The 19,289-nt window shown below is 63.7% G+C and carries 19 protein-coding genes; 14 read left to right on the top strand and 5 right to left on the bottom strand.

The window, feature by feature from the left end:
• The first annotated feature begins 15 nt into the window (after positions 1-15).
• The 4 genes from J9314_RS18330 to J9314_RS18315 all read left to right on the top strand — a co-directional run bounded on the left by J9314_RS18330 (position 16) and on the right by J9314_RS18315 (position 4,998).
• Positions 16-705, top strand: coding sequence for a trimeric intracellular cation channel family protein (locus J9314_RS18330; RefSeq protein ID WP_246490499.1), 690 nt, complete (start codon positions 16-18; stop codon positions 703-705).
• A 218-nt stretch (positions 706-923) separates the two neighbouring features.
• Positions 924-1,853 (top strand): alpha/beta fold hydrolase, encoded by a 930-nt coding sequence (locus J9314_RS18325; RefSeq protein ID WP_210603712.1) that lies wholly within the window; start codon positions 924-926, stop codon positions 1,851-1,853.
• Entirely contained in the window at positions 1,850-3,115 is a 1,266-nt protein-coding gene (locus J9314_RS18320; RefSeq protein ID WP_210603711.1) for a M20 family metallopeptidase, read from the top strand. The genes J9314_RS18325 and J9314_RS18320 overlap by 4 nt, the downstream gene beginning before the upstream one ends.
• Positions 3,112-4,998, top strand: coding sequence for a S9 family peptidase (locus J9314_RS18315; protein WP_210603710.1), 1,887 nt, complete (start codon positions 3,112-3,114; stop codon positions 4,996-4,998). Before J9314_RS18320 ends, J9314_RS18315 begins: the two co-directional genes overlap by 4 nt.
• Here J9314_RS18315 and J9314_RS18310 read toward each other — a convergent pair.
• On the bottom strand, positions 4,989-5,723 hold the full coding sequence (locus J9314_RS18310) for a TetR/AcrR family transcriptional regulator (protein ID WP_210603709.1): 735 nt from the start codon (positions 5,721-5,723) through the stop codon (positions 4,989-4,991). The two genes, J9314_RS18315 and J9314_RS18310, sit on opposite strands and share 10 nt — an antisense overlap.
• A 249-nt stretch (positions 5,724-5,972) precedes the next feature.
• On the opposite strand from J9314_RS18310, the gene J9314_RS18305 reads away from it, so the two are divergent.
• From J9314_RS18305 to J9314_RS18270, 8 genes are all read left to right on the top strand, one after another.
• Positions 5,973-7,592: an ABC transporter substrate-binding protein gene (locus J9314_RS18305; protein WP_210603708.1), complete on the top strand. Its 1,620-nt coding sequence runs from the start codon at positions 5,973-5,975 to the stop codon at positions 7,590-7,592.
• Between the two features lie 78 nt (positions 7,593-7,670).
• Positions 7,671-8,636 carry an ABC transporter permease gene (locus J9314_RS18300; RefSeq protein WP_210603707.1) on the top strand — a complete coding sequence of 322 codons (966 nt, stop codon included), beginning with the start codon at positions 7,671-7,673 and terminating at the stop codon, positions 8,634-8,636.
• Complete coding sequence (locus tag J9314_RS18295; protein WP_210603706.1) at positions 8,633-9,523, top strand: ABC transporter permease; 891 nt, start codon at positions 8,633-8,635, stop codon at positions 9,521-9,523. The genes J9314_RS18300 and J9314_RS18295 overlap by 4 nt, the downstream gene beginning before the upstream one ends.
• An 8-nt stretch (positions 9,524-9,531) precedes the next feature.
• The gene (locus J9314_RS18290; protein WP_210603705.1) at positions 9,532-10,548 is read left to right on the top strand and encodes an ABC transporter ATP-binding protein; all 1,017 of its coding nucleotides are present in this window, start codon (positions 9,532-9,534) and stop codon (positions 10,546-10,548) included.
• Entirely contained in the window at positions 10,545-11,624 is a 1,080-nt protein-coding gene (locus J9314_RS18285) for an ABC transporter ATP-binding protein (RefSeq protein WP_210603704.1), read from the top strand. The genes J9314_RS18290 and J9314_RS18285 overlap by 4 nt, the downstream gene beginning before the upstream one ends.
• Positions 11,621-12,706, top strand: a complete 1,086-nt coding sequence (locus tag J9314_RS18280; RefSeq protein ID WP_210603703.1) for a tartrate dehydrogenase — start codon at positions 11,621-11,623, stop codon at positions 12,704-12,706. The genes J9314_RS18285 and J9314_RS18280 overlap by 4 nt, the downstream gene beginning before the upstream one ends.
• A gap of 113 nt (positions 12,707-12,819) precedes the next feature.
• Positions 12,820-13,611, top strand: coding sequence for a hypothetical protein (locus J9314_RS18275; RefSeq protein ID WP_210603702.1), 792 nt, complete (start codon positions 12,820-12,822; stop codon positions 13,609-13,611).
• 133 nt (positions 13,612-13,744) lie between these two features.
• Positions 13,745-14,608 (top strand): PPK2 family polyphosphate kinase, encoded by an 864-nt coding sequence (locus tag J9314_RS18270; protein WP_210603701.1) that lies wholly within the window; start codon positions 13,745-13,747, stop codon positions 14,606-14,608.
• A 94-nt stretch (positions 14,609-14,702) separates the two neighbouring features.
• Here J9314_RS18270 and J9314_RS18265 read toward each other — a convergent pair whose 3' ends face one another.
• The 4 genes from J9314_RS18265 to J9314_RS18250 form a co-directional block, all read right to left on the bottom strand.
• Positions 14,703-15,125: an OsmC family protein gene (locus J9314_RS18265; protein ID WP_210603700.1), complete on the bottom strand. Its 423-nt coding sequence runs from the start codon at positions 15,123-15,125 to the stop codon at positions 14,703-14,705.
• A gap of 121 nt (positions 15,126-15,246) precedes the next feature.
• Positions 15,247-15,621, bottom strand: a complete 375-nt coding sequence (locus J9314_RS18260) for a hypothetical protein (protein WP_181275172.1) — start codon at positions 15,619-15,621, stop codon at positions 15,247-15,249.
• A 270-nt stretch (positions 15,622-15,891) separates the two neighbouring features.
• Positions 15,892-16,347: a rhodanese-like domain-containing protein gene (locus J9314_RS18255; RefSeq protein ID WP_210603699.1), complete on the bottom strand. Its 456-nt coding sequence runs from the start codon at positions 16,345-16,347 to the stop codon at positions 15,892-15,894.
• Positions 16,344-16,934 (bottom strand): isochorismatase family protein, encoded by a 591-nt coding sequence (locus J9314_RS18250; RefSeq protein ID WP_210603698.1) that lies wholly within the window; start codon positions 16,932-16,934, stop codon positions 16,344-16,346. The genes J9314_RS18255 and J9314_RS18250 overlap by 4 nt, the downstream gene beginning before the upstream one ends.
• A 191-nt stretch (positions 16,935-17,125) precedes the next feature.
• Between J9314_RS18250 and J9314_RS18245 the strand changes: the two genes are divergently transcribed.
• Positions 17,126-18,406 (top strand): MFS transporter, encoded by a 1,281-nt coding sequence (locus J9314_RS18245; RefSeq protein WP_246490498.1) that lies wholly within the window; start codon positions 17,126-17,128, stop codon positions 18,404-18,406.
• A complete protein-coding gene (locus tag J9314_RS18240; protein ID WP_210603697.1) occupies positions 18,387-19,256 on the top strand; it encodes an MOSC domain-containing protein in 870 nt (289 codons plus the stop codon). The genes J9314_RS18245 and J9314_RS18240 overlap by 20 nt, the downstream gene beginning before the upstream one ends.
• The last annotated feature ends 33 nt before the right edge of the window (positions 19,257-19,289 follow it).

Genomic DNA, 19,289 nt, shown 5'->3' with positions numbered 1-19,289 from the left:
AGCCCGGGAGCCGATGTGGAACTGACCCTGCAGGAAGTCATCTTCCTCGCACTCGACCTCACCGGCACCTTCGTCTTCGCGGTCTCGGGTGTGCTGCTCGCGGCCCGACGCAACTTCGACATCACCGGTGGACTGGTGCTGGGCACGATGACCGGCATCGGCGGCGGGATGATCCGCGATGTGCTCCTCGATCGGGTGCCGAATGCGCTCGCGCAGCCGATCTACCTCGCGCCTCCGCTGATCGCGACCCTGCTCATCTACATCATCGGGTCGCACATCTCCCGCGCTCGGATCTGGATCGTCGCCTTCGACGCGATGGGGCTCGGGCTCTTCAGCGTCACTGGGACGACGATCGCTTTGGGTGCCGGTGCGAGCTTCCCGGCCGCGCTGCTCATGGGAGCGCTGACCGCGTGCGGCGGTGGGCTCATGCGCGATGCCGTGGCCAGCGAGGACCCTGCGATCTTCCGCGGCACCGACCTCTATCTCATCCCCGCCCTGTTCGGGTCTGGGCTGACGATCCTCGCCGAGGTGGCCGGGCTGCTCAATGGAATCACTTCGCTCATCATTGCGGCCGCCGCCTTCGGCTTCCGCATGCTCGCATGGAAGCTGCAATGGCGGGTGCCGCAGCCGATGCGGCAGTGGTCGTATCGGGAGACCGGACGGAAGGTGAAGAAGCTGCCGTCGGTGTTCCGGAAGCCGGACTGATCGGTCACCGCATCACGGCTGATGCTCGCGGCACAGGCGCTGCTGTGCTCCCAGCCGAGGTGCCACTCTGCTCACAGCCGCAGTGCCGCTGTGCTCGTTTCCGGGTTCCTCACGGCTCGTCTGCTCGGCGGTTTGCACACCGATCGAGGGTCGCCCCTACCGCCTTCTCATCGTTTCGCAACTAGTATAGTCTATGGAATTGACTAAGGCTTTTTCCAATGATGGGAGGCACCAGCACCATGCTCGAAGGATTCGATCCGATCAGCAGCTCGCGCTCCGATGTGTGCGTCCGCGGTCTGATTGCGGGGTCAGGGCCACCGGTTCTGCTGCTGCACGGCTATCCGCAGACGAAGCACATGTGGCATCTGGTCGCACCGGCGCTTGCGCAGCATCACACCGTCGTCCTCGGCGATCTTCGCGGGTATGGTGACTCCGACAGACCGGAGCAGAGTGCGGATCGCAGCACCTATTCCAAACGTGAGATGGCGGCTGATCAGCACGCACTCATGACCTCGCTCGGTTTCGACCGGTACTCCGTTGCCGGACACGATCGGGGCGGACGTGTTGCCCATCGTCTCGGGCTCGACCAGCCGAATGCGGTCGAACGCCTGGCCGTGCTCGACATAGTCCCCACCCTGCATATGTTCGACAATGTGGACCGATCCATGGCGAGCTCCTACTTCCACTGGTTCTTCCTCGCCCTGGAGAACGGGATGCCCGAGGCCCTCATCAGGGCCGACCCTCTCACCTGGCTGCGAAGTCGGTTCGCGGGGCGTTATGCCGGAGGTCGTGAGATCGATCCGAGCGCGTTTGAGGAGTATGCCAGATGCTTCACGGCCCCGGGAGGGGTCGAGGCGTCGACTGCCGACTACCAGTCGGCCGCGACCGTCGATCTCGACCACGATCGCGCCGACCGTGAGCGCGACCGGCGTCTGCAGATGCCGCTGCTCGCCCTGTGGGGTGAGAAGGGGTACGTCGGGAGGAATTTCGATGTCGTGGAGGTGTGGAGGGACTACGCCGCCGACGTCGGAGGTGTGGCGGCTCAGTCCGATCACTACCTGGCAGAAGAGGCACCCGACTTCGTCATCTCCGAGCTCACGGAGTTCTTCGGTTCGGAGCGTGATGAGGACGGAGGGCGAGAATCGTGAGCGGCACTGACGTTCGTCTCGAGCAGGGAGACTGCACCGAAGCCGAGGTCGTCGAATCACGTCTGCGGACCTTGGTCGACATCGAGTCGCCCACTGGGCATCGGGACGGTATCGCGAAGTGCCTCTCACACATCCGACATTGGGCCGGCGAGGCGATCGGTCGCAACGGTGAGATCCGGGAGATCGACGGTTTCGATCACCTGTACATCGAGGGGGCGAATCCTGGCGGAGTGCTCCTGCTCGGTCATGCCGATACCGTCTGGCCGGTGGGAACCCTGGAGCGGCTCCCATTCACTGTCGCCGACGGTCGTGCTCGCGGTCCGGGTGTCTTCGACATGAAGTCGGGACTGGTAGCGGCAATCGGCGCACTCGAAAGGCTCGGGGCCGAGGGATTCGGAGGAATGGGCGACATCTCTCTGCTGGTCACCGGCGATGAGGAGACCGGATCTGTCACCTCCCGTGAGCTCATCGAGCAGGCGGCCGCTCGTTCACGTGCTGTGCTGATCTTGGAGCCGAGCCTCGACGGTGCAGTGAAGATCGCTCGCCGAGGTGCGGGGATCTACCGCGTCGGACTCCGAGGCCGGGCCGCGCACGCGGGTCTCGAGCCCGAGAAGGGTGCCAACGCACTCGCGGAGATGGCCGATATTCTTCAGAGGCTCTCCCGGCACTCGGATGATGCGCTCGGCACGACAGTGTCACCGACATTCGCATCGGCCGGTACAGCAGTGAACACCATTCCCGAGGACGCCGAGGTGGCCTTCGACGTTCGTGCGTGGAGCCTCGACGAACTCGAACGCGTCGACTCCGCATTCAGGGGCACCCTCCCGCGGGACCCCGAGGTCACCCTGACGATCGACGGAGGCATCAACCGACCGCCGCTGGAGCGTGAGCACTCTGAGGCACTCTATCTTCTGGCACGCGAGGTCGCAGCGGATCTCGGCCAGACCCCGCTCGACGGCACAGAGGTGGGAGGCGCTTCCGACGGCAATTTCACGGCGGCGCTCGGTACGCCCACACTCGACGGGCTCGGACCATTGGGAGACGGTGCCCACGCCGAACACGAATGGGCGGATCTCCGGTCGATCATCGAGCGAGCCGACCTCGTTGCCGGCCTCATTCGACGCATTCGTCTGCTGCCGGACGATGAGCTGCCGACCCCATGCTGGGACGGGGAAGCACGCCATGACCACCCAGCTGTGGGCGCGAACCACCCGACCGATTTTCAGAACCATGGCACTACGACCAGAGGTGAGAAGCAATGAACACTCGAAAAGATTCCACGTCATCGAACAGTGGAAGCTCAACGGCGACGTGGGAGAAGCGCTTCCATACGCCCTACCTGCATGCGGTGAGACCGGCGACCGGAGACCCACACACGGCGCTTGTCATCGAGAACCATCGCGATGGTGTCAAAGGGCGCCTCCTCACGACACACGCAGGGAATACCGGGCTCTCCGACATCCTGCCCATCGCGGTGAGTTTCGAGTCCTTCCTCTCACCCGACGGGCATTGGGTCGTCTCCCTCGATGACGGCGGGGGATCTGAAGTCGGCGGGCTCCTCGCCCGATCGGTCGACGGGGCTGAAGTCGTCCCTCTGACACCTGACCGTGAACCCTACGTCATCAGGGGAGTGGAATTCTCGGCCGACGGATCGACGCTTCTGGCCACCATCGTCGATGATGAGGGCTTTCACCTGTTGTCGATACCCGCACACCCATGGGGCGAAGCGAAGGTGATCTGGTCGTCCCAGAATGAAGCATGGTACGGCCACATCTCCGCCGACGCGAACCTCGTCTCCGTGGACTCGACCGATCACAATCCTGGGTGGCGTCGGACCGCGGTCACCGTGGTCGATGCGCGCACCGGCGAAGAGATCGCGGTATGCAATGACATGAGCGATGGCGGGCCGGTGCGTGCCGTGCGCTTCTCCCCGCTGCAGGGAGATGACAGGCTGCTGCTGAGCACAGAGAAGAGCGGCTTCGCCAGGCCCGCGCTGTGGTCACCTGCCACTGGAGAGCGAGTCGACTATCCGTTGCCAGCGCTCAATGGGGAGGTGCTCGCTCTCGACTGGGCACCTGAGCACTCCCAGATCCTCCTGCTGCACATCGATGAGGGCATCCATCGCCTTCTGCTCCTCGACACCACCGATGGAAGCGTGTCCACCGTGAGGCAGGGCACCGGAAGCTATGCCGTGCCCGATGTCGCTGCGGAATTCGCCTACAGTGCCCAGTCCTACCTGGGCCAGGATGGAGAGGTGTACGTCTTCGAGCAGTCATGGAGTCGTCCTCCGACGCTCATCGGCATCGATGCCGACGGGCGAACCAGCGTCGTCATCGAACCACCCGACCTTCCTGAAGGGTCTCCTCTCAGTTCCGAGCTCGTCACCAGTGCGGATGGGACGCCGGTTCAGGTGTGGTGGGCGATTCCGTGCGGAGAGGTGAGGGGGACGATCCTATCGATCCACGGGGGACCCAACCTCGTGACCCCCGACCACTACTCCCCGCAGGCACAGGCCTGGCTGGAAGAGGGATTCGCGTTCGCCTCTCTCAACTACCGCGGCTCTGTGACATTCGGTCGGGAGTTCAGGGAAGGTTTCTGGACGGGGTACGGTGACCGTGAGATCGCCGATATCCGAGCGGTGATGGATCGGCTGAGGCAGCTCGGTGTCGCAGACCCTGCGTCGAGCTTCGTCACCGGTGCCTCCTACGGAGGTCACCTCACGCTTCTGTCCATGGGCCGACTGCCCCAGTACTTTGCGGGAGGGTTCGCCGTGGTGGCGATGGCCGACTGGGCTACAGCCTTCGAAGAGATGAATGCCGCGCTCAGGCCCGTGTGGGAGAAGGTCCTTGCCAATGGCACGCTGAGCTTCGACGATGCCTGTGCGAAGTTCTCAGCGACCAGCTACGTCGACGAAGTGCGAGGATCTGTCGTGCTGTTCCAAGGGGCGCGTGATTCTCGGACTCCGCCTGCGCAGGCCCGGAAGTACGTCGAGAAGCTGCAGGCGAGTGGGGGAGATGTGTCAATCGAATGGTTCGATGCCGGACACTCGCCGATGGGCATGGCCATCGAGCACGAATGGTTGGAGCGTGAGCTCGAGTACGTGGCCCTCACCGAGTCCTCGACGAGGTGGTCCGATCATCCCTGATCGGCAGCGGCCTCGGCAAGTGCCTCGAGCCCTTTGATGAGCACCTCGAGCCCGGTGTCGAACGTGCTGGCATCTCCGATGCTCAGCGGGGGCTGGCCGGCAGCAGTGATGGCGGGAAAATCCGCGGAGTCGAGGCGCTCGAACTGCATCCGCCACGCCAGTTCGTCCTCGCGTCGCACCTGTTCCGGCAGGCATCGGGATGCTGCTTCGATGCTTGAGAGTGCGCGAACGTAGTTGCCGAAGACCCGTTGATACTTGAGTGCGTCCGCATGGTCGAATCCCGCGTCGAGGAACGCTTGGAGCGTGTATTCCATATTGCTGAACTCACGAGGCATGCGGGTGGTCCTCGACGCCATCTGCTGAGCCAGCTGGGGGTAGCGAAGGTAGTGCTCGTGGACAACGCGCGCGGCGATCCTCAGATCCTCCCTCCAGTCGCCGGTGGGGACGAGGGACCCGAGGTACGAACGATCGCGCAGGGAATCGATGAGCGCGAGGACGAGCTCGTCCTTGTCTTTGAAGTGGCGGTACATCGATGTGGGGTGGGCCCCGAGTTCGGCACCCAGAGACTGGAACGTCAGCCCGTCGAGGCCGTCGCGTTCGGCAATCGCCTCAGCGGCCTCGAGGATGACGGCACGGTTGAGCGAATCGCGCTTGCGTCTGGTGCGGGCCGGCGCCTCGGATGTCGATCGGCGCGTGCGGTCCTCGGATCTGCCGGAGTTCGTCAAGGTGTTCCCATCGTCGTAGCCCTGTGCCCTCAAGGATAACTGCAGTTGAGACCAGCACGAAGCACCCTAGCCCATAAGTTAGTCACGCCTATTGACTAAACCTATTGCTATCTCTTCGGTACGGCATTAGTCTGTTGCTACGACCGGGAACCGCAAGGGCCCGGGAGATGGCGGAAAGGAAATTCGATGATGAGTTTCACCCGGTCGCGAGTCAGGCACAGACTGCGCGCAGCTGCGAGTGTCGCTCTCGTGCCTCTCTTTGTGCTCACCGCGTGTGCGAACGGTGAGGGCGGCGTCGATCAGAACATCGCAGACGACGAACAGATCGTCATCGGCGCCGAGCAGGAGCCCGATTGCGCGGACTGGATCGCAACGTGCGGCAGCAACATCTGGGGCTCCTACACGATGCGGATTCCCACCCTTCCTCGAGCCTTCGATTCGCGCAAGAACGGAGACGCCTGGGAACTCGTCGCCTCCGATCTCCTGTCAGACGATCCCGAGGTCGAGATCACCGAGGACGGAAAGCAGATGATCACCTATCGGATCAATCCCGAGGCTCGGTGGTCCGACGGAGAACCGATCACGGGCGAGGACTTCGTCTACACCGGGCTGCAGATCCGTGACGGCGACGACATCTTCGACAAGTCCGGATACTCCCTCATCGAATCGATCGATGCGCCGGATGAGAAGACCGCAGTCGTCACCCTCGAGACGACGGACGGTTCCTGGAAGAAGCTCTTCAGCGGTGACTACTCTCTACTTCCCAGCCATATTCTCAAGGATGAGGATCGGGCCGAAGTGATGAAGGACGGCTACGACTTCTCCGGCGGTCCGTGGCGAATCGAATCGTGGGTCAAAGGGGTCTCGGTGACGCTTGTCCCCAACGAGAACTACTGGGGCGAGAAACCGAAGCTGAAGAAGGTCACGTTCCAGTTCATCACCGACACCGCCGCCGCGTTCCTTGCACTCAAGAGTGGTCAGGTTCAGGCGCTCTATCCGACGCCCCAGCTCGACGCTATGAGCCAGATCGAATCGGGAGTGCCCAACACCGACATCGACGTCGACACCGATTCCGGGAACCTCGAGGCACTGTGGATCAACAACGAGGCATTCCCTTTCGACAGCAAGCAGGTGCGTCGGGCATTCGCGCGCTCGATCGACCGTGGATCGATCGTCCAACGCCTCTATGGTCAGCTCGGTGTCGACCGCGTTCATCAGAGTTTCCTCACTCCTCTCAACAGCGCCTATGCACGTGATGACTTCTCCCGGTACACGCGTGACCTCAACGCTGTCGACGAGCTCATGAGCGATGACGGATGGGTGAAGAACGGGCAGGGGGTCTGGGAGAAGAATGGCCGACCGGCAGAATTCAGAATCACCACCCAGTCTGGGAACAAGCGCCGTGAACTCGCCGAACAGATCATCCAGAACCAAGCCGGTGAGGCAGGTTTCACAGTGAAGATCGCCAATGTGTCCGGCGCCGATCTCTTCTCGACCACTGCTCCCAAGGGCGACTTCGAGGTCGGACTGTGGACGATCATCGATACCGTGCCCGAGCCCGGCCTTGGATCTTCGTTTCGGGCGAAGACCATTCCCAGCGAGGACAACGGATTCTCGGGAATCAACTTCACGCGCACGACCATCCCGGGCGCCGACGATCTCTTCGACACGGTCTCGCAGGCAACCGATGACCGTGAGAAGATCGCGACCTCCCATCGGTTGGAGAAGATGATCGCCGAGGCGGTTCCCGGCATCCCCCTTGACACCATTCCCAATATCGTGATGACGAGCAGCAGGGTCAACGGCCCGGTCGAGATCAACCCTGCCGAGGGCCCATTCTGGAATATGGAGGAGTGGACCCTTGACTGAGTCAGCGACATCGCTTTCGAGGACGATGCCCACCACCGGGCAAGTCGAACTCGGATCCCGCGCCGGAGGCCGTCAATTATGATCACCTATGCCTTACGCAGACTGGCCTATTCGATACCCGTCATCCTCATTGCCTCCTTCCTTCTCTTCTGGGCGGTCCGTCGAGCCTTCGACCCGTTGAGCAGACTCAGACTGAGTCAGGATCCAACGGCCATCGCTCGCGAGACGCAGAGGCTGGGCCTTGACCGAACGATTCCCGAGCAGTACTTCATCTGGTTCAAGGACTTCATCACTGGCGACTGGGGAACCAGCACGCGTACCGGCAGAGACGTCGTCGACATGATCACGGGTGCGGCGGGACCGACCATCCAGCTCATCTTCTGGGGAGTCCTCCTCGGCGCGCTCATCGCAATAGCGGTGGGAACCTATTCAGCCGTCAAGCAGTACAGCGTCGCCGACTACGCGTTCACCGGTGTGTCCTACATCGGCATCGCCCTTCCCGCGTTCTGGTTCGGCCTCCTGCTCATCCAGGTATTCGGGGTGTGGCCGGTTCAGCTCTGGAACCTCTCCGAACCGCCGCTCTATTTCGTCGGGCTCCATTCGGTGGGTCATTCCGACGTCTGGGACTATGCTCGGCATCTCGCCCTTCCTGTGGTGACCATGACGATCACCCTGGTGGCGAGTTGGAGCAGGTACGGACGAGCTTCGATGCTTGACTCCCTCACCAGTGACTATGTTCGAACGGCGCGGGCAAAAGGAGTGCCGAAGCGGCAGGTCGTGATCAACCACGCCCTTCGCAACTCGCTCGCCCCCTTCGTCACAGTGGTCTTCCTCGACGCGGGAATCCTCCTCGGCGGTCTCGTCGTCACCGAACAGATCTTCTCGATCCCAGGGATGGGAAAGCTTCTCCTCGACTCCCTTCTCGCCGGTGATGCCCAGGTGCTCGTGCCATGGATGATGCTCGTTGCGATCACCATCGTCATCTTCAACCTGCTGGCAGATCTCAGCTATGCCTACCTCGACCCGAGAGTGAAGCTGTCATGAGTGCACGTCAATCGACCGTCACCACCAAGTCCACCAGATCATTCGTCGGTCAATGGGCCCTCTTCCGTCGTCGGTTCCTCCGCCACAGGCTTGCTGTGACCGGTCTGATCGTAGTGGCGATCCTCGTCATCGTCTGTTTCGGGGCACCCTGGATCGCCCCGTTTCCGGAGAATCACCAGGACCTCATCACCGGTTCCACCGGACCGAGCACGGAGCACTGGTTGGGAACGGATGAACTCGGACGCGACTTCCTCAGCCAGCTGCTCTACGCGGGGCGGATCTCGATGTCGGTCGGGCTCGGGGTGGGACTGCTCTCGACCCTCGTCGGGGTCCTGCTGGGTTCGCTGGCCGGATACTTCGGCGGTTGGGTCGACGAACTCATCATGAGACTGGTCGATCTCTTCCTCGTCGTTCCGCCCATTGCCATACTCGCACTCGTGCTTCAGGGATTCGGCAGCTCATCGGCGACGATCGTGCTCGCTCTGAGTGCATTGGGCTGGACCGTCATCGCACGCGTCGCAAGGTCCCAGGTGCTGTCTCTGCGCGAGAAGGAGTTCGTCGATGCCGCCATCGTCCTCGGAGCCTCCCCGCTGCGGGTGATCATCCGCCACATGATTCCGAACCTCGCTGGGGTGATCGCTGTGAACGTGTCCCTGGCAGTGGCCGCCGCGATCATCACTGAATCGACTCTGAGCTTCCTCGGTTTCGGGGTTCAGCCTCCGGACTCCAGCTGGGGCAATATGCTCAGCCAGGCAGCCGGGCTCCTCGGCACACCCCAGGTCCACCTGCTTCTCTACCCGGGCCTGCTCATTCTGCTCACGGTGCTCTCGGTGAATTTCATCGGTGATGGACTTCGTGACGCCCTCGACCCGCAGACCAGACGATGAGGCCGCAGATGACAGTCACTCAACAGCCATTGCTCACTGTCGACGACCTCGGAGTCGTCTTCTCCACGGACAACGGTCCGGCCACCTCGGTGGGCGGCCTGAGTTTCGACCTCTATGCGAACGAGACGCTCTGCCTGGTTGGGGAATCCGGCTCGGGCAAGTCCATCACTTCGATGGCGATCATGGGTCTCCTCCCGCGCACGGCTGAGGTGACCGGCTCGATCAGATTTCGCGGAGATGAGCTGCTGACCAAGACCGACGGTCAACTGCGTGAGCTGCGCGGGAGCAGGATCTCCATGGTGTTCCAGGACGCTCTCGCTGCACTCAATCCGGTGAAGACCGTCGGCGGACAGCTCATGGAGGCGGTGCGGGTGCACGCGCCGAAGCGCAGCCGGGCCGAGGAGCGCGCGCGGGCGATCGAACTTCTCGACATCGTCGGAATCCCCACTCCGGACCAGCGGGTCGACCAATACCCTCATGAGTTCTCGGGAGGAATGCGACAGCGGATCATGATCGCCATGAGCATCGCCAACGATCCCGATGTGCTCATTGCCGATGAGCCGACGACGGCTCTCGACGTCACCGTTCAGGCGCAGGTGCTGGAGGTGCTGCGCCGTGTTCAGGAACGGACGAATTCCGCGCTGCTGCTCATCACCCACGACCTCGGGGTGGTCGCCGGTCTCGCGGACAGAGTCCTCGTCATGTATTCCGGGAAGAAGGTGGAGGAGGGTGAGGCAGAGGATATCTTCTACCGTCCGTCCCATCCGTACACTCTCGGCCTGCTCGAGGCGATGCCGCGGCTCGATGAGAGCTCCGGCGATTCGCCGCTGTACTCGATTCCCGGTTCGCCCCCGGACCCATCAGAGCTGCCGCCGGGCTGTCGATTCGCGCCCAGGTGCCGGTTCGCGGTGCCGGGAACGTGTGATTCCTCGCCCATTCCCGAGCGAGAAATCAGTGATCGCCACTCGTCCGTCTGCCTGAGAATCGATGAGGTTGCGGCTGTTCGGCAAGGAGAATCGACATGACCAGCACACTCGAAGTCCTCGACCTCGTCAAGGAGTTCCCTGTCAGATCGGGACTCTTCCGCAGGCGCACCGGCACGGTCCACGCCCTGTCAGGAATCAGCCTCGAAGTCCCCGAGGGCACGACGTTGGGGATCGTCGGAGAGTCCGGCTGCGGCAAGTCCACCCTGGGACGGTCCATCGTGGGACTCCACGATATCGACAGCGGCAGCATCCGACTCGGCGGGCAGCCGATCGAATCGGCAACCGGTCAGGAACTGCGTTCTGTGCGACGCCGGGTGCAGATGGTCTTCCAAGACCCGTTCGCGTCCCTCAACCCCAGGCTGACGATCGGCAGCGCGATCATCGAGGCACTCGAGATCCATGGGCTTGCGGCCGGTCGCCGCCGAGAGCGAGCACAGGAACTCATGGAGATGGTCGGGTTGCGACCCGATTTCGTCCAACGCTATCCGCACGAGTTCTCCGGCGGACAGCGGCAGCGCATCGGCATCGCTCGAGCGCTCGCCGTCGAGCCGGAGGTGCTCGTGCTCGATGAGCCGGTCAGTGCTCTCGACGTCAGTGTGCAGGCAGGTGTCCTCAACACGCTCAAGGAACTCCAGGGCGTGCTCGGACTCACCTACGTGTTCATTGCCCACGACCTCTCCGTTGTCAGGTACCTCAGCGACGTGGTGGCCGTGATGTACCTCGGCAGAGTGGTCGAGTCGGCTCCGACCGATGAGCTGTTCTCCGCTCCCGAACATCCTTACACCAAGGCCCTGCTCTCAGCGGTGCCGATTCCTGATCCGCGTATCGAACGGGGCAGGGAGCGTATCACTCTCACAGGAGACGTGCCGAGCCCGCTCAGTCCCCCGAGCGGGTGCCGTTTCCGCACACGGTGTTGGAAGGCGACAGAGCAATGTGCCACTGAGGTTCCTCTCCTGCGTACGATGTCAGACGGAAGCCGCGTGGCTTGTCACCACCCTGAGTCGGAGGAACCGACTGAGTCGGTGTCAGCAGCGTCGTTGCTGAAGCGGCCCACGGAGATTGCGGACCCGACAGGTCCCGCGCAGACCCAGAGGACGGAAGCAGGTTCCCGATGAGCTCAACCCAGTCGATCGCAGTCATCCCCGGTGATGGAATCGGGCAGGAAGTGATGCCGGAGGGGACGAAAGTCCTCGAGACAGCGGCGAAGAAGTATGGCATCGAACTCGATTTGGTCGACTTCGACTTCGCGAGCGCGGGCTACTATCAGGAGCACGGGGCCATGCTTCCGGAGGACTGGTTCGAGACCCTGCGCGGCTACGACGCGATCTTCTTCGGTGCCGTGGGATGGCCCGAGATCGTGCCCGACCACGTTTCCCTCTGGGGCAGTCTGCTGCAGTTCAGACGCGCGTTCGACCAGTACATCAACCTCCGACCCTGTCGACTGCTTCCCGGAGTCCGAAGCCCATTGGTCGGCTACGAGCCCGGTGATGTCGACTTCTACGTGGTGCGGGAGAACACCGAAGGCGAGTACTCCTCGATCGGCGGCAAGATGTTCGAGGGCACCGATCGGGAAATCGTCGTCCAGGAGACCGTGATGACGCGCACCGGCGTCGACCGTGTGCTCAAGTACGCCTTCGAGCTTGCGCAGTCCCGCCCGAACAGACACCTCACCTCGGCCACGAAGAGCAACGGCATCTCGATCACGATGCCCTATTGGGATGAGCGCGTGAAGCTCATGTCCGAGAACTACCCGCAGGTGGACCGGGACCAGTTCCATATCGACATCCTCACGGCCAACTTCGTCCTCAAGCCCGATCACTTCGACGTCGTCGTCGCGAGCAATCTGTTCGGCGACATCCTCTCCGATCTCGGTCCTGCCTGCACGGGGACCATCGGCATCGCTCCCAGCGCAAACATCAACCCCGAGGGCGACTTCCCCAGCCTCTTCGAGCCGGTCCACGGTTCGGCACCCGACATCGCGGGGAAGGGAATCGCCAATCCGATCGGTCAGATCTGGTCGGCGGCGATGATGCTCGATCACCTCGGCGAGACTGCCGCCGGCGCAGCCGTCCTCGCCGGGGTAGAGAGCGTCCTGGGAACCGGTGAGGCGAGTGTGCTCACCCCTGACCTGGGCGGACACGGCACGACCTCGGCACTCGGGGATGCCGTCGCCTCGGCGGTCCTTTCACAGGTCTGAGCCGGACCGGGCGGCTGCGACGGGTGGGACGCTCTGCGGACGATGCCGGTACGTTGCAGGTCTGGCACACTGAACCGCACGCCTGACGTCGTGCCGTCGGGCACGATGAGATCATGAGCGATTCCGTCCCGACCCCGCGTCCCGAGGAACCGATTCCATCCTGGAGCTACGACTTCTGGAGAGTCTTCGGACTCAAGGCCTTCGCCGTGGTTTTCTTCAGCCTGACGGTTCTGCTTTCCCATTTCGGACTCTTGCGGAAGAACGTCTTCTCCGATCCGATCGAAGCCGATGCGCTGTGGTTGGGCATCTGCGTCGGACTCATCGCCGTCCTCTACCCCTTCCTCCTGATGAATACTTCGAGCGCCGACTTCGGTTATCGCCGTCAGGGTCTCGTCCGCCTGTTGGTGTTCGGGATTCCGCTGGCTGCGGTCATGGAGGTGCTCATCATGATGACATGGCCTTTCATGCTCGGCGACCGTGCGGTCCCTGGCACTGTGGCCGCCGATCTGGCTGCCGATCCGAGCAGCATGGTCCTCGTGTTCCTCTATATCATCGGCTCCACCACGTGGATGCTCGTCGTCATCATGGGGTTGGCGTTCGCCCCGATCTGGCTGAAGATCGTTCTGTTGCCCGTCTACATCGGCGCGATCTTCGCGGTTGAGTTCCTCGGCATCAGAATCTTCGAGAACTCGGCCTCCGGCGGCCTCATCATCGTCTGGGCGGCTGTCGCCGTCTGCGGTTTGGCAGCGGTCGGTGCCTTCGCCGCCCTGCGCAGCGTCCTCGATCCGGCTCCTCGGCAGATGACCGAAGGGGAACGCATGGAACTCTCACGCCGCCAACGAGTTGAATTCGACTGGCACTCTGGCAACGACCATTTTCGGAACGGCGCTCAGGGCTGGAGTTGAGCAGGGGGGAGTCACCAGTGAACGGCACCGGTGTGGATGAGCAGGCCTCCTCATGGGGGCGGCCTGCGACGTCAGTGCCCCGGCCCCGTCCGCACCTGTGGACGTTCCCGGGTCCACCTGCAAAGATGAGCGTATGAGCACAGAGCCTGAGACACAGTGGACCGAGGATCCGGCACCTCTGTTGGCGGTGCGCAGGGGCTTCCGACTCGACGACGTCGGTTCGCGCTCGACTCCCGGCTACGACGGGAACAAGAAGTCAGGTCGGGAGGATCTGGGTGCCTGCGTCGGCGTACTCAGCGATCTTCAGGAGCGCCTGTTCGCCGCCCACCACGAGGCGGATTCCGGGCCTGCGGTCCTCCTCATCCTCCAAGCGATGGATACTGCCGGCAAGGGCGGTATCGTCCGCCATGTCGTCGGTTCCGTCGATCCCCAAGGCGTCGAGCTCGCCTCCTTCAAGAAGCCCACCGACGAGGAGCTCGCCCACGACTTCCTCTGGCGCATCCGCGCGCGCGTCCCGGGCCCCGGGATGATCGGCGTCTTCGACCGGTCCCACTACGAAGACGTGCTCATCGGGAAAGTCCGCGGTCTCGCCGATGAGGAGGAGATCGAGCGCCGTTACGACGCCATCAACGACTTCGAGACTGAACTCGCCGAGGCGGGGGTGCGCATCATCAAGGTCATGCTCCACATCTCCCCGGAGGAGCAGAAGGACCGACTGATGGAGCGTTTGGACCGTCCCGACAAGTACTGGAAGTACAACCCGGGTGACGTCGACGAACGTCTGCTGTGGCCCGACTACATGAGGGCCTATCAGGCGGTCTTCGACCGCACCTCGACCGAACTCGCACCGTGGTACGTCGTTCCTGCCGACAGGAAATGGTATGCGAGGCTCGCAGTCCAGCGACTGCTCATCGACGCCCTCCACGACATCGATCCGCAGTGGCCACCGGCTGACTTCGACATCGTGGTCGAGAAGAAGCGCCTGGCCGAGAGCTGACGGTCTGCTCCGGAAGGCCCCGCGTACCGAAGTTCACGTCTGAGCGGAGCGCTGGGCCACCTCGGCGAGGGAATGGCTTGACCGGATCGCGAGCTCAGTCGCGGCGAATGCTGAAGTCGACGTTCGTCGGGTGTTCGACGGTGCGTGAGACCGTGCAGTACTTGTCATGGGAGAGGCCGACGAGCTTCTCGATCTGAGAATCGGCGCGCTGGCCGTCCTTGTCATCGGGGAACGCGAGATCGAAGTCGAGGTGGACGTTGTCGAGGCGGGAGGCCCCATCCTCGTCGAGCTTGTCCGCGGTCGCGGAGACGTCGAACTTCGTCGGTTCGGTGTGGCGGCTGGTGACGGTGTCGACGTCGATCGACGAGCATCCGGCGACGGCGGCGAGCAACAGCTCGACGGGGCTCATCAGGCCCTCACCGCGGCCGAATTCGACGCTCGCCCCGTTCGGTGCGGTGGCACGGTAGTGGTTCTCGGCGATCCTGGTCAGTTCGATGCTGCGCTTGTCTTCGCTCATGCCCCCATGATGCCACCAGGCGTCAGCTCACGGTACGCCGGGCGATGATCCGGTGCCCAGCCGGATCTGCGCCGGTCGGACCGACCCCATTTGGGCCGTCCCTGCCGGCGCGCTGGGTGGATCAGGCCGCCTCGGCGCCCTTCGGGGTGCGACGTGCGGCGATGAACGAGCGGACACCGGCGACGATGTAGGCGATGAGCAGGATGAAGGTCAGCGTGCTCGAGATGATCGCGAGGGGGACCTCGGCGGTGCCGGCGAACAGATCACCGAGTTGGAGGACTCGGGAGAACGTGCCGATGACGCCGAGGAGGGCGACGACGAGGGCGATGTGCACGCCGATCTTCGGGCGCTTGATGCCGATCCACCCGCAGATGACGAGGACGACGCCGAGGAACGCCGGGATGAGTGCCGTCACGCTGGCGAAGGCCGCAACGATCCATCCGATCACCCCGATGAGAATGAGGATGATTCCGATCCAGATGGTGGTCTTGGCCATGTCAGTCGTCCTTTGCGCAGAGGTGCCGGTCGTGCGGAGCCGGTCGTTGTGAACCAGTGGTCGGTGAATCGCGGTGGCGCCCTCCGCCGTCGAGGCCGCGACTCGCCGTCCATTCTAGTGAGACGTGCGCGCGGGGGAGACCAAAGTGCCCAACCTCACACCGCCGAGACAACGGTGGAGTGCCGAGACATCTGTGGCATGCGCCGTTGTCTCGGCGCTCCACCGTCGTTTCGACCAGCTGGCGAAGCCCGCAGACGTGCGCTGGGTGCCTCAGGGCCGGCGATCGGGTGGGGTGTCCGTGGTCGGCAGGCCGGCGGCTTTCCACGCGTCGAATCCGCCGATGACGTCGACGACGCGGGTCAGCCCCATCTGCCTGAGGTTCCAGGCGGCGAGGGACGAAGAGTAGCCATGGCGGCAGATGAGGATCCAACGTCGGTCGAGGCTGTCGGCTTCTGGGATGGCCCAATCGAAATCCGGGTCGAGTCGCCACGGCAGGACGGTGAGGTCGATGGCGAACGATCCGGGAATCGACGGGGCGCTGTCGCGGTGGACCTCGGTGCGCACGTCGACGATGATCGCGCCGGCCCGCTGCTCGGCATGAGCCTCGGCCGCGGTCAGTCGCTCGATCACGGCCCGCGCGCGTGCCAGCAGCCCCATCGAACCGGGAGGGTCACCCGGCTCGCCGACACCACGGAACTCGGTGCCGCCTCGGTGGGGGAGCGTCATCGGTGCGCGAAGTCGACGTCGGCTGCCGTCTGCACCGCTGCCTTTCTGCCGGCTCCGGATTCGAAGCCCCAGTAGAGGTTCGTGTGGGAGACGACTTTCTCCGGTTCCGGCGCGCCCCATGCGCTGAGGTCCTCGGTGGTGTGAGCGTCGGAGACGAGGGTGACGTCGTAGCCGCGAGCGAAGCCGCCGTGGATCGTCGAGCGGATGCAGGCATCCGACTGGGCGCCGGTGACGACGAGGCGACCGATGTCCTTGCCGGCCAGCACGTCCTCGAAGTCGGTCTCTTCGAAGGTATTGCCGTGGGTCTTCTCGACGATGGCCTCTCCTTCAGCGGGGACGAGGGCTTCGACGATCTGCCACTGCTCGGTGCCCTGCGGAAGCTCGCGGGAAGAGTGCCGGACCCACACGATATCGGTGCCATCGGCGCGGGCACGATCGACGAGGTCAGAGATCGTCGAGACGACGTTCTCGGAATTCCACGATGCCTCCATCACCGCATTCTGGACATCGACGACGATGAGGGCGGTGTTCGGGCGGTCGGACGGCAGCGGAGCTGATGCGGATGCTGTGGGGGGCGTTGCGGTCATGGCGATCCTCCTTGATTGAGACAATCCTGCTCCGGCTTGGTCCCGCGATCAAGGGGAGTTGCCCGTTCTTTCCGAGGTGGCCGGTGGGGAAGCCAGCGGACGACGGAACGTTGGGCCACCTCGGCGAGGGAGAGTTCCACGGTGCGGAAGGTCACCTCCGTTGCTGTCGTCGGGGTGCCAGAATGGGACAGGTGAGCGGAGATGAGATGAGCGGCGGCCGCCCGGGGCCCCGGCGATTCAGCGTGCTGCGCAGTTGGTCGACGGCACCGTACCTTGTCGGCTCGGGGCTGGCGATGATGGGCGACAACATCGAACACGTCATCACCTATTGGGTGCTGTGGCAGAAATTCGAGTCGCCCGCGCTCGTCGGGTTCCAGCTCATCAGCCACTGGCTGCCGTTCCTCCTGCTGTCGGTCTATGCCGGTTCGCTGGCCGAACGCTTCGACTGCCGCAGGCTCATCCAGATCGGGCAGGGACTGTTCATGCTCGTGTCGCTGTGCTGGGGCATCCTCTTCCTCACCGACTCCCTGCAGCTGTGGCAGGCGTGTGTGCTGCTCGTCATCCACGGGCTCGCCGGCTGTCTGTGGGGCCCGGCCGAGCAGATGATGCTCCACGACTTCGTCGACCGTGAAGAACTGCCGTCGGCGGTGCGGCTCAATGCGACCTTCCGCAGCCTCGGCATCCTCTTCGGACCGGTCGTCGGATCGGCACTGCTGCTCGGGCTCGGACCGACATGGGGAATTTTCGTCAACATCGTCTTCTACCTGCCGCTGACCATCTTCCTCATCCGCACTCCCTACACCGGTCACCTGCGCAGCGGCGGGGTGCGGACCGCGCGGACCACGCTCATCCAGTCGCTCAAGGTCCTCGCCGAGGTGCGCCACAACCGAGCGATCATCGGCATGCTCCTCCTCGCCGCGATCGCTTCGATCACGATCGGTGCGGTGCTCCAGACCTCGATGCCGGTCTTCGGCGGACTGCTCACCGGTCCCGGTGGAGACAGCGACTTCACTTACGGAGTGCTGCTCTTCGCGATGGGAGCCGGTGGGGTCCTCGGGGGGTTCCTGCTCGAGGCCACCGGCTGGGTTCCGCCGACACCGGCGGCCGCGACGATCGCCGCCTCCGGTCTGGGAGCGTCGTCGATCGTCTTCGCCTTCACCTCGCACCTGTGGCTGGCCGTGGTCATGCTGCTCCTCGCGGGAGTCTCGAAGATCACCGCCGAGTCGACGGAGATGGCGATCATCCAGCTGCAGGCGCCGACGCATATCCGCGGTCGGGTGATCGGCTCGTACGCGACCTTCGGCCCCGGGATGCAGACGTTCTCCGGTGTCACCGTCGGCGTGCTCGGCACGATCGCGACGATCCCGCAGGCCGTCATCATCGGCGGCACGATCCTCGTCATCGGAGCGGCAGCCATCGGAGCCTACGTCCTCACCGGGAGACCCAACCCCCATGCCCCAATTACTACCTGACGGCGGCGCAGCAACCTGGCGCCACGTAGCTGGGCCGCCGTCACCGACGTCTGCGCGGTCATTCGAGGCTCACACGATCGGGTTCGCCCACATCAAGGGGACGCGGCACGAGCTTCGACCTGGTGCTGTCGTCGACGCCGGCGGTCCGATCGGTGACCGCGAGTTCTGCCTCGTCGACGTCGAACGTCGGACGGTGCTCAAGACCGTGCAGAATCCGAAGCTCATTCAGATTGCGACGTCCCTTGTGCGTGGTGGGGATGGCGATGATGGCAGTGAACGCGGCAGCGGATTGGCTCGCGACGGCGATGAGTTGACGATGGTCCTGCCCGACGGATGTTCGGTCAGCGGTATTCCCAGTGGATCGGGTGAGCGGCTGACCTGCGACTATTGGAAGCGGCCGGTCGAGCTTGAACTCACCGAGGGCCCGCACTCGGATCTCGCATCGGAGTGGCTCGGCACACCGGTGCGTTTGGCCAGAGCACCCCGCGGCGCAGTTGTCTACGGGTCACCGATCTCGATTGTGACAACGGCGTCACTGCGCGATCTGAGCCGACGAATGGCGCAGTCGCATCCAGGCTCTCCCGATCTTGCCGCCGAAGCCGCACGATTCCGCGCCACTGTCGTCATCGACACGGACGAACCCTATGTGGAGGAGACGTGGGAGGGTGTGACGGTCAACCTCGGCGATCTGAGAGTGAGGATCGGAACTCCGATTCCGAGGTGCGCCGTGATGGACCTCGATCCGCTCACCGGCGAACGCAACGCCCCGGTGCTCAAGACCCTGGCCGGTTACCGGCCGAGGAACCACGCGGGCGAACCGCTCTTCGGTGTCTACGCTGACGTCCTCTGATCCCATCGCCCAAACACCGGTGACGGCGGCCCA

Source organism: Brevibacterium oceani (assembly GCF_017948325.1).
GTDB lineage: Bacteria > Actinomycetota > Actinomycetes > Actinomycetales > Brevibacteriaceae > Brevibacterium > Brevibacterium oceani.
The sequence above is the reverse complement of the archived record's forward strand: the minus strand, read 5'-3'. Positions and strand labels throughout refer to the sequence as shown.